8 protein-coding genes are annotated in these 9,764 nt (G+C 68.5%); 2 read left to right on the top strand and 6 right to left on the bottom strand.

Annotated features, from left to right (window positions below):
- The 5 genes from TNMX_RS07530 to TNMX_RS07510 all read right to left on the bottom strand — a co-directional run.
- Positions 1-1,381 (bottom strand): hypothetical protein (locus TNMX_RS07530; protein WP_038030964.1); only part of this gene is annotated, 1,381 nt, incomplete at its 3' end.
- Positions 1,378-2,955, bottom strand: coding sequence for a hypothetical protein (locus tag TNMX_RS07525; protein ID WP_038030960.1), 1,578 nt, complete (start codon positions 2,953-2,955; stop codon positions 1,378-1,380). The genes TNMX_RS07525 and TNMX_RS07530, both read right to left, overlap by 4 nt.
- Positions 2,952-5,495 (bottom strand): helicase HerA domain-containing protein, encoded by a 2,544-nt coding sequence (locus tag TNMX_RS07520; protein ID WP_038030958.1) that lies wholly within the window; start codon positions 5,493-5,495, stop codon positions 2,952-2,954. The genes TNMX_RS07525 and TNMX_RS07520 overlap by 4 nt, the downstream gene beginning before the upstream one ends.
- Positions 5,473-5,790: a hypothetical protein gene (locus TNMX_RS07515; protein ID WP_038030956.1), complete on the bottom strand. Its 318-nt coding sequence runs from the start codon at positions 5,788-5,790 to the stop codon at positions 5,473-5,475. Before TNMX_RS07515 ends, TNMX_RS07520 begins: the two co-directional genes overlap by 23 nt.
- Positions 5,791-5,800: 10 nt before the next feature.
- Entirely contained in the window at positions 5,801-6,175 is a 375-nt protein-coding gene (locus tag TNMX_RS07510; RefSeq protein ID WP_038030962.1) for a TrbC/VirB2 family protein, read from the bottom strand.
- 254 nt (positions 6,176-6,429) lie between these two features.
- Between TNMX_RS07510 and TNMX_RS13550 the strand changes: the two genes are divergently transcribed.
- Both TNMX_RS13550 and TNMX_RS07500 read left to right on the top strand, forming a co-directional pair.
- Entirely contained in the window at positions 6,430-8,049 is a 1,620-nt protein-coding gene (locus tag TNMX_RS13550) for a hypothetical protein (protein WP_038030953.1), read from the top strand.
- A 2-nt stretch (positions 8,050-8,051) separates the two neighbouring features.
- The gene (locus tag TNMX_RS07500) at positions 8,052-8,561 is read left to right on the top strand and encodes a hypothetical protein (RefSeq protein ID WP_038030951.1); all 510 of its coding nucleotides are present in this window, start codon (positions 8,052-8,054) and stop codon (positions 8,559-8,561) included.
- Positions 8,562-8,960: 399 nt separating this feature from the next.
- Here the strand turns inward: TNMX_RS07500 and TNMX_RS07495 are convergent.
- The coding region (locus TNMX_RS07495) for a hypothetical protein (RefSeq protein WP_038030948.1) at positions 8,961-9,764 on the bottom strand (804 nt) is incomplete at its 5' end.

Raw genomic sequence — 9,764 nt, 5'->3', positions numbered from 1 at the left:
CCGCGGCCATCCCCGCCGCCTGCACCGCCCCGGCCCCCGCCTGCACCGCCCCGCCCATGGACCTTTGGGCGAGCCCGGTGGCGTAGCCGATGGCCGCCGCCGTCACGGCCAGGGAAAGCCCGCCGAAGAAGCTGGCGACGAGGCTCGCCAGGTACCCCGTGATGAGGAGGGCCGCCGCCATGCCCCCCATGGTCATGAAGAGGGTCTGGACCCAGGCCTGGAACATGTCCACCAGGCCCTTGGCGATCCCCGCCACCGTGACCCCCACCTGCCGCATGGTGAGCCCGATGGCCTCCTTGGTCATGATCCCGCAGGCCCGGGGGGACAGGACGGCGTTGGGGTCCGGCTCCACGTTGCGGTAGTCCAGCCTGCCGTCCGTGGGGTTCACTACCACCTCGAAGCCGCAGATCCTGGGGTCCCACCGGTTGGCGGTGGCCAGGTTTTGCAGGTTCCTTGCGAACACCTCCCGGTTGGTGCGGTACTGGTCGGTGAGGGCCTTCACCGTGTCGTCCACGATGGTCTTGGCCTGGCTGGCGATGTAGGCGGCGGGCCGGGCCACCCCGAGCTCCATGCCCCCCCGCACCACAAAGGGCCCCACCGCCCCCATGATGAAGGCCCACACCACCACGGAAAGCCAGCGCCCGAAGAGGCTTGGGCCCAGTCCGATGGGCAGGGCGATGCTCCCCGCCACGATGGGCCAGAAGGCGGAGGCCAGCATGAACATGGTGGAGATGATCACGGTGAGGACCATGGCCGTGATGACGAAGGGCACCAGGAGGAGGGAAGCGGGGTTCAGGAGCTGGGCGGCGGTGCCGATGCCGGACATCACCTTGTCCAACCAGTCGGGACCATTGGCCGTGTTCAGGTAGGTGCCCGCGGCGTTCACCACTCCTGCCTCGAGGATGGCCACGATGGTGAAGAGGGGGTTGATCACCGCCCCCAGGGCCTTCAGGTTGTTGCTGGCCTCGGTGATGGCCTCGGCGAGCTCCGTGCGGAAGGTGTTGGTGACGGCGTAGTAGACCCCATCAACTCCGCCGAAGGTCTGGTCTAGGACCTCCCCGAACCACAAGAACCCCCCCGCCAGGACCACCCGGGCCATGGCCGCCAGGATCTCCTCCAGGCTCCCGTAGTAGACCGCCCGGAGGAGGCTCCAGATGAGGCCCACCACGATCAGGCTCCGCCCGATGGTGTAGGCCCCCGACTGGAAGTCCCGCATGGCGGCCTTGAAGAGGGCGATCCAGTCGTTGAGGTTCAGCATGGCCCCCAGGACCCCCGTCACGAAGTCCCGCACCCCCTGGTCGATCTGCCCCTGGGGGGGCGGGGGCGGATCGGCCAAGGCCGCGAGGAGGAAGAAGGGCAGGAGGGCCCAAAGCCGCTTCACGGCCCACCTCCTGGGGGCCTGCCGCTTTGGGCCCGCCACTGCTGGGCCAGGACCTTCATGGCCTCAGCGGCAGACACATACCGGGCCGAGGTGGCCTCCGCCTGGGCCGCCACCTTGGACATGGCCGCCCGGAGCTCATCCACCTGGTTTTTCTCCTGAAGGCGGATGAGCTCCACCAGGTTCTGGTTCACCTGGGCAAGCTGCTCCACGGTAAGGGCCTGCTGGGCCGCCAGGTTCTTCATCTCCTGCACCGCCCGGAAGGAGTCTTGGGCCTGGAGGCGGATGAGCTCGGCAAAGCCCCGCACCACCACCTCCGTCACCTCCCGGGTGGAGGGAGCGCTTTGGGCCTCGGCGAGAAGCTGCTCGGAGATGCCGGGGCTCGTGGGGCCCGTGCTGCTTCCCGAAACCGGGGTGCCTCCGCTTGCGGCCCCAAGGTACGGGCTTTGCCCCTGACCGAGGTCCCCTCCCGGGGCAGGGGCTGGGCTCCCCCCGGGGCCTGGGGCGGGCAGGGGAAGCCCGGGGCTTTCTGCCGAAGCCCCGCTGAGCCCTCCCGTGAGGCTGGCCCACCCCTTGCTCACCGCCTCGGCCACGAAGTTCCAGGCGGCCCCCAGGGTGTCCCAGAGGTCCTGCAGGGTGCTCTCCAGGCTGGTGTTCTCCTGCTGGTTCTGCACGTTCTGGGCCACCCGGCTCTGGTTCTCAAGAAGCTGGGCGGTGCGCTGGAGGTCCTTGAGGCTCTGCTGGGTGGCCTCGAAGCCCAGGAAGGGCACCGCCCCCGCCACCACCCGGGTCCACCACTCCGGGCCCCAGTAGGGGTAGTCCGTGCCCGGCTGCCACCCCTCGATCTCCTCCACCTGCCTGGCTCTCGCCCGGGCCAGGGCCCGCAGGATGGCCTCCTTGTTCCGGCGGATGTCGCTCATGAAGCTGTCCAGGCTCTGATCAATCTGGTCCACCACGGGGTTCAAGGTGTGGAGGCCCAGGCTCTTGCCCAGCCAGTCCAGGGCCAGGCCCGTGCCGTAGTAGATGGCCTGGTTCTTGAAGTCCTCCCACATGTCCCCCAGCTGGTTCCAGTACCGCATCGCCTTGCGCACCGTGCGGTGGGCGGTGCAAAGCCAGCGCACCGAGGCCAGGTCGTAGAAACCGATGTAGCGGCAGGCTTGGGCGATGAAGTTGTCCAGGTTCTCCGCGAGGCCCTGGGCCTCGATACTCCCGGTAGACGAAGCCCCCACGCCTCCCTTTACCCCCAGGGGGAGGAGGGCGTAGGCGGTGCCGCTCCGCACCCCGGCGTAGGCCACCTCCAGCCGCACCGCCTGGGTGCCCCCGAAGCCCGTGGTGTCCCAGTACCGGGCCACCTCTCCCCCCTTCAGGCCGGGCCGGGACTCCAGGACCACCCGCCCCGAGGGCAGGGCCACCGCCCGCACCTGGAGGACGCTCTCCCCCTCCTCCGGCACCACCCGAGCGGCGAGGCGCACCACCCGCCCCTCCTCGTAGACCCCGGGCCTGGGGGAAAGCCACTCCACCCGCACCGCCCAGGCCGGGGCCAGAAGGAGGGGTAGGAGGAAAAGGAAGCTCCTCATGCCCGCCCCTCCGCCAGGTCCCGCACCGCCTTGAGGACGTCCCCCCCGTAGGCCTCCACCAGCTTCCGCCGCTTGGCCGCCTCCTCCTGGGCGCTGGTGAAAAGCCAGTAGTCGTAGGGGGTGGGCCAAAGCTGGAGCACGTCCCCCTCCTTTTGGTCGTCCCGCACGCTCCAAACCATGAGCTCGCTGAACTTCCCCTTGACCCCACCCAGGGAGCGGAAGACGGCCATGGCCCGGTCGGGGAGGTGGAAGAGGCTCTGCACGTACTCGTCCTCCCCCTGCACCCGGAGGAGGAAGAACCAGGTGGTGTTCTGCACGATGCGCCCGGCGCTTTCCCCCTGGAAGTCCTGGAGGCTTTGGGTGATGGACCAGATGCCCCCGCCCAGGTGGCGGAAGCGGCGGTAGAGCTCCTCCACCAGGTTGGCGGCGTAGCGGTTCTTGAACACCTTCCAGGCCTCGTCCAGCACCACCAGGACCCGCCTCTCCTCCCCCCGCCGCTTCCCCTCCAGGGCCCGCTTCCAGATGAGGCCCGCCATGAGCATGGTCCCCACCACGTCCAGGCCCTCGTAGGCGTCCAGGCCCTCGAGCTCGTAGCAGACCACCCGGGCGCTGGACACGGGGACGCTGGTGGGGCGGTCCACAAAGCTCCCCATGGGGGAGTCCCCCGTCCAGGACTGGAGCCTCAGGGCCAGGCCCCGGGCCACCTCCTTCTCCGAGGGGGAGACGCTCCGCCCGCCCAGCTCGTCCAGGGTGAGGAGGGTCTTCACCAGGTCGGAAAGCCGCGCCCCCAGGTAGCGCTTCTCCTCCGTGCCGTCATCGAGGAGGTCCACGGTGGTGGCCCGCTTGTAGGTCTGCTCGATGGCCGCCTCCAGGATGGCGTTCTCCACCGCCTCCTCCGTCTTGTCTTCCCCGGGAGGGACCATGGCCCGGAGGATCTTCAGGAGGTCTCCCTTCTTCTCTGGGGAAGGCTCCACCTCCCCCTCGTCCAGGTCGAAGGGGTTCACGGCGGTGCCTGCCCCGGGACGGATCTCCACCAGGGCTCCCCCGAAGGCCTCCACCAGGGCCTGGTAGTTCTTGCCCCGGTCCAGGATGACCACGCTCACGCTGTCGTCCCGGAGGAGCTCGGAGATGAGGTACTGCACCGCAAAGGTCTTGCCGCTTCCCGAGCCCCCCACCACGATGCCGTTGTAGTTCCTGAGCCGCTTGTCAAAGGGATCCACGTAGACCAGGGCCCCTTGGCGGTTCTGGAAGAGGGCCACGGGCCGGGGGCTCCCCTTCCAGGCCCCGGTGGTGGGGAAGAAGTGGGCGGCGTTGGTTTCCAGGAGGTAGACCCGCTCCTCCGCTAGGCCCCCAGAGAGGGGGGCCAGGTTGAGCCAGGGGGTGAGGAGGCCGTTCCTCAGGACCCGGAAGGGGTTCCCGGGCACCTTGGAGAGGGCGGACATGGCCTGGGCGATCCGCCCCTCCAGGGCCCGGCGGTCCCGGTCCAGGAGGACCAGGCTTACCCCCACCTGGAACACGTGGTCCCCCGTCTGGGAGATGTGGGTGATGGCCCCTTCGGTTTCCGCCTGCCCCACCCGCACGTTGGGGTCCACGTAGGTGCCGGACTGGCTGGCGGCGTAGTAGCGCCGGGCCCGGGCCTTGAGGGCCCTGAGGGCCATCTCGTGGGGCTCGTGGAAGAAGTCCATGACCAGGTAGAAGCGGCTCCCCCCCGCCTGGGCCAGGATGTCCCCCATCTCGGCGTAGGTTTCGTCCGGCACGGTGTAGAGGGAGAGGATCCCCGCCCACATGCCCCCCACGTAGAGGGCGTCCCGGTAGGAGTTGTCCACCTCGCTCCGGGCCAGGAGGGCCCTCAGGGTGGGGGGGCGCAAGGAGGGGATGCGCCGCACCGCCTCCCGGGGGTAGCGCTGCCAGGTGGGGCGGTACTCCGGCACCTCCGCCAGGGCCAGGGCGGGGTTCAGGTAGCGGTAGGCCAGGGCAAAGAGCTCCTGGTCCCCTAGGGGCACCGCCCGGATGCGGTAGGCCATGGCCGTCTGCAGGATGCGCTCCCTGACCCTCGAGGCCTCCCGCACCACCTCCTTCCACTCCTCCCGGGTGAAGGGCACCCGCCTCTTCCGGTGGCGCACCCGCCCCAGGAGGACGGTGAGGTAGACCCGCTTCTCCAAGACCCCCTCGGCCTCCCACCGCCAACGCCAGGCCTCGTAGCGCCTTTCCTGTAGAAAGCGGGCCACGGGGTGGGCAGGCTCCCCCTCCCGGTAGGCCTCCACCCGGGAAGGGTGGGAGGGGGAGACCTCCACCAGGAGCCGGGCCCGGGCCCCCTCGGGGATGGCCGTGCGAAGGAGGCTCTTCAGGACGGCCACCAGGCCCTCCATGTAGGCGGTGTGCACGAAGAGGGTGGGGCCCATTTCCAGGGCCACCCCGAGCTCCACCCGGCCATCGGAGAGGACCATGAGGCCGTCTTGGATCTCCCAGTACGGCAAGAGCGCGGTGAGGGAAGCCTCCCGCGCCCGGGAGAAGGGATTAGCGGTTCCAGCGCTCGTCATAGATGAGAGGCGTGGTGTCCTCGTCCCGCTCCGGCTTGTACCGCTCCTTCTGGGTGATCCAGGCCACCTCCTGCCAGAGGCTCGCCCCCGGGAAGCGGAGCCGGAGCCGATCGGAATACTTGATGGCCCCGTAGCCCAAAAGCCCCGCCAGCACCAGGCCCAGAGCCGGGTGTGGCAGGGCTCCCCCAATCTGCAAGCCGAAGGTCATGGCCACCGCCCCCAGGAAGAGCTGCCATAGCTCCAAGCCCAGGAGCGTGAGGGGTTGGTAGAGCCGCCACACCCGGAGCCTGAGCACGCCTCACCCCCTAGTTGATGACCCCGCTGCAGGCGGCGGGCAGGTTCTCGTTGGTGGTGATGAACATCTTGGCGAAGTAGGGAGCGGCGGCAATGACGATCCCCCCGATGCCCGCCCCGATCATGAGGGGCATGGCGTTGCGCCCCCCGATGGCCAGGCTGATGCCCCCGATGGCGAACATGAGGACGATGATCCCCAGGCCGATGGGCCCCTTGAGGTACTTCACGATGGTGCAGAGGGCCGCCGTCACGTTGTTGAAGGCCTGGTCCGCCTGGGCGTGGGCCACACCGGAGAAGAGGACCAGGCTGGCCAAAAGGGCCAGAACCAGGAACCTGCCGTGCTCAGAGAAGAGGAAAGCCTTCGCCTTTTGTACCCAAGTGCGCACGTTTACCTCCTCGTTAGCCACCTGAGGCTGAGCGCACCTTCAGCCCCAGTCCCCTGGCCGCTTGCCCCAGACCGGGAATACGCCCTGGAAATACCGGGGTTGCCCCAATCGTTGCGGCAAAACATGCCCGGTCCCCGGCAAGGGTCTTGCCTATAGCCGAAGCCCCCATGGGATTGGTCCAGTTCCCACCCCCTTTCCACCTCATACGGCCATTACTATAGCACAACACCCGCACTATATGGCAACATGAGGGCATGCGGTTGGATCCTGACGTGCGCAAACAGGTGGAGAGCAAGCTGGGCAGGCCCGTACCGGAACCGGACGAGCCGGAGTTCTACCGCCTCCTGGAGGAGCTCAGGACCACCGACCCCGAGCTCCAGGAGCTTCTGGAGAAGAGCATCGTCTTTGAGCAGGTGGTCCCCCCGGAGGAGGAGGTGCGCCGGGAGGTGAAAAAGCGGGCCCTCATCAGGGACCTCATCAACCGCCTCTTCATGCGCTACGACGAGCTCACCGGGGAGTGGGTGCCCTCGAGGCCCAAGCAGATCCTGTGGGGCGTGGGCGGGCTCATGGGGGCGGTGATCTTCCTCTGGGGGATGAACAACCTCCCCTCGGGCAAAGCCCCCGCGGCCCAGGCCACGCCACCCGCCCAGGAGGTGCGGGCAGGGGAAGGGCCGGTGGCCAGCACCGCTCCCGTCCCTTCTCCCACGCCCTCCGGGGAAGCCCTCGCCCCACAGGCGCCAGGCCCATCCCAAACGCCGGGGGCTTTGGAGGCCACCCCCACGAACCCGGAGGCTCCCGGCTCTCCCGTAGCTCCCGGGGCCGTGCCCGGAACCGAGGCGGTGCCTCCGCCGCCCACGCCGGGGGCCGTGGGGGAGGTGCCCCCGCCGCCCCAGACCACGGGCACCGCCACCTACCAGACCCCCACCGAGGTGGCCGCCCCTCCCCTCACCGCCTACACCCGCCCCGCCCCCGGCCAGGAGGTGGCCCAGGGGCCCACCATGACCGCCTTCCTCCGCCCCCAGGCCCAGGAGGGCCAGGGGCAGGGCCAGGGAAGCTCCCTGGGGGTGCCTCTAGGTGCCCAGGCGGCCCAGGGGCCAGCCCTCGCCGCCTACCAGGCCTCCTCCCAGGGCCAGGCCCAAGGGCAGGTGCCGCCCATGGCCTCCTTCGTGGCCTATAAGCCCGCCCAAAACCCCACGCCCCCTTCGGCTCCCGCCCCTTCCTCACCCCCTTCCGGGGAGCTCCGCTACTTCCAGGAGGCCATGCCCCAGGTGTTCGGCGCTGGGCCCACAGCCCAGGCCCAGCCGGGCCAGGCCCAAGCCCCCCAGGCCTCCCAGACGCCGCAAGCCTCCCAAGGGGCCTCCCCCTACCTCCCGGGCACCCGCCTGCGGGGGCGGCTGGCGGTGAAGCTGGTGGTGCCCGAGGGGGAGGAGGTCCCCGTGGCCGTGGAAACGGAAGACGGGGCGGTCTTCCTGGGCAAGGCCAAGCTCTCCCCCACCCGGCGGGTGGAGGTGAGCCTGGACCAGGCGGTCTTAGGGGGGAAGACTTTCGGCGTGAAGGCGGTGGTCCTGGGGCAGGACCGGGCCCAGGGGCTCCAGGCCCAGGTGCGGGAGGAAGCCCCCTCCCTGGTGGCCGACCTGGTGCGGGGTTCCCTGCGGGGCCTCTCCGACTACGTTAGGGCCCGGAGCCAGCAGACCACCATCACCACAAGCCCCACGGGCACGGTGATCCAGCAGGGCCAGGCCCCGCCCCTGGAGCTCTTCCTGGGGGCGGCGGCAGCAGACCTCTTCGCCGTGTCCCAGGGCCAGAAGGCGGTGGTGCGCCTGGCGGAGGTGGCGGAGGGGGTGGGCCTCGAGGTCCTGGTCCTGGGGTTGTAGCCATGGTGAAGACGCCTTCTGCCCTCCTACTGGACGGAGCCTGGTCCTTGGGTCAGGTGGAAAGGTGGGGCCTCGAGGTGCCGGAGGATGCCCTCCGGGTGGAGGGCTACCTGGGCCTCACCCACTACCGGGCTCCCAAGCGGGTGGTTTTTCTCGTTCGCCCTGACCTGGCCCACCTGCCCCTGGCCGCCCTCCGCCACCTGGCGGGCCTGGCGGAGATGCGCCTCCTCCTGGGCCTGCCCCCTGACCCCGAGACCTGGCGGGTGAGCTACCGCAGGATGCACCCCGTGGAGGAGCCTGATGCGGTCTGGCTCACCTCGGAAGGCCCCTTCGCCGTGGAGTACGACGCCGGAGCCTACTCCCGGGAGAGGGTCAGGGCCAAGGGGGAGGCCTTCGCCCGCAGGTTCGTGGGCCAGGTCTGGGGGGTGCCCATCCGGGAAAGGGTGGCGACCCTCAAGCGGCTTTTGCCACCGGGCTCGAGGGTGCTTTGCGCCGCCTGGTTTGCAACGTAGCCCAGCTTTTCAGCTTGAATGCAGCTTTGGTGAGGGTGACCAAGCGGCTCATGGGGATCTAGGGCACTCTATGCATACCCTGCGAGCCTCCCTTTTGGCAAACCTCATGCCTGACTCTGGTGCCTTGGTTTGCCCTCTGTAGCTACTTGACCGCTACACCAACCTTGGCAAGGTGCTGACCAACGAAGCCTCGTGGACGCTTTAAGAACCTACCTGAGGTTCTCGGTTCCCTTCGGACAAAACCGCGCTTGCCCATCCCAGGAAATGCATAACTCAAGAGAGCTTGCAAGGCAAGCTTGACCCCCGTTGACGCAGCCTCCAGGAAGCCCTATCCTTGAAGTAGGGACTGGGCCCGGGCTATGCCCGGGCTTAGTACGTTTTTCGAAGCGCCCAAGCACCTCATCCGCCGCGACGGGCTAGCTCCTGGGCCAATGCCTCCCCCACATCCCGCTCCCGGAGCAGAGGCTGCACAAGCTCTTGGAAAGCCTGCCAAAGATCCTCCCGCCGAGGCGCGTATCCTCCTCGGGCCTTCAGGAAGTGGCCATACACGTACGCCGGGAAGTCTGCAGCGGCCCCCAGAATGTGCTCCTTCCCTACAGGAGCGGGCACTCCCAGAAGGCGGAATCCTTGCCTTTGGCCTCTGAGGGTCTCAAAGGGTGCAGCTTGGGTAAAAAAGCGGAGGTCCTCGGGCATCCGGGTTTCAAAGAAAAGAAAGCCATAGCCACCGAGTGCCTCGAGGTAGTCATTCACCTCTTCCAGAAGCAGGGCAAAGAGAGTCCGGCGCAAGCGAAGGCCCAGCTCCCGACTCCCCCGCTCGAACCCCAGGCGGTCCGCCAAATCCCTCTTCTCCACGCGCACCGCAGGGAAGCCATCCGCTTCTCGGGCTACACCTTCCAAAATGCTGAGGAAGGCCTCCTTGGCTTCCGGTACCCTCAGCCGTTCCCCGGAAGGAGGGTCGCGGTAGAGTCCCGTGCGTTGGTAGAGTTCTACCGCGTGCAGAGGGGCCAGGTGGCGCAGTCCGAGCTTAGCAGCGAGCCTTAAGGCTATACCCCTCAAGGTCCCTTCCAAGGCCAAGTAAGGGCTTCCGGCGCGCACCAGCGTGGCGAAAAGCACGTGGAAGGGTTGGCCAGGGGAGCGTAGATCCCCGCCCGTTTCCCCATATTCGTCCACATACACGGCGTAGACCGGTTCCACTGCATCAAG

Source organism: Thermus sp. NMX2.A1 (genome assembly GCF_000511705.1).
Classification (GTDB): domain Bacteria; phylum Deinococcota; class Deinococci; order Deinococcales; family Thermaceae; genus Thermus; species Thermus scotoductus.
This window is presented reverse-complemented; position numbering and strand designations above follow the sequence as displayed.

Excerpts from the sequence above, each read along its gene's own strand:
- TNMX_RS07525 (WP_038030960.1), bottom strand. The coding sequence starts at position 2,955 with ATGAGGAGCTTCCTTTTCCTCCTACCCCTCCTTCTGGCCCCGGCCTGG.
- TNMX_RS07520 (WP_038030958.1), bottom strand. The coding sequence starts at position 5,495 with ATGACGAGCGCTGGAACCGCTAATCCCTTCTCCCGGGCGCGGGAGGCT.
- TNMX_RS13550 (WP_038030953.1), top strand. The coding sequence starts at position 6,430 with ATGCGGTTGGATCCTGACGTGCGCAAACAGGTGGAGAGCAAGCTGGGC.
- TNMX_RS07500 (WP_038030951.1), top strand. The coding sequence starts at position 8,052 with ATGGTGAAGACGCCTTCTGCCCTCCTACTGGACGGAGCCTGGTCCTTG.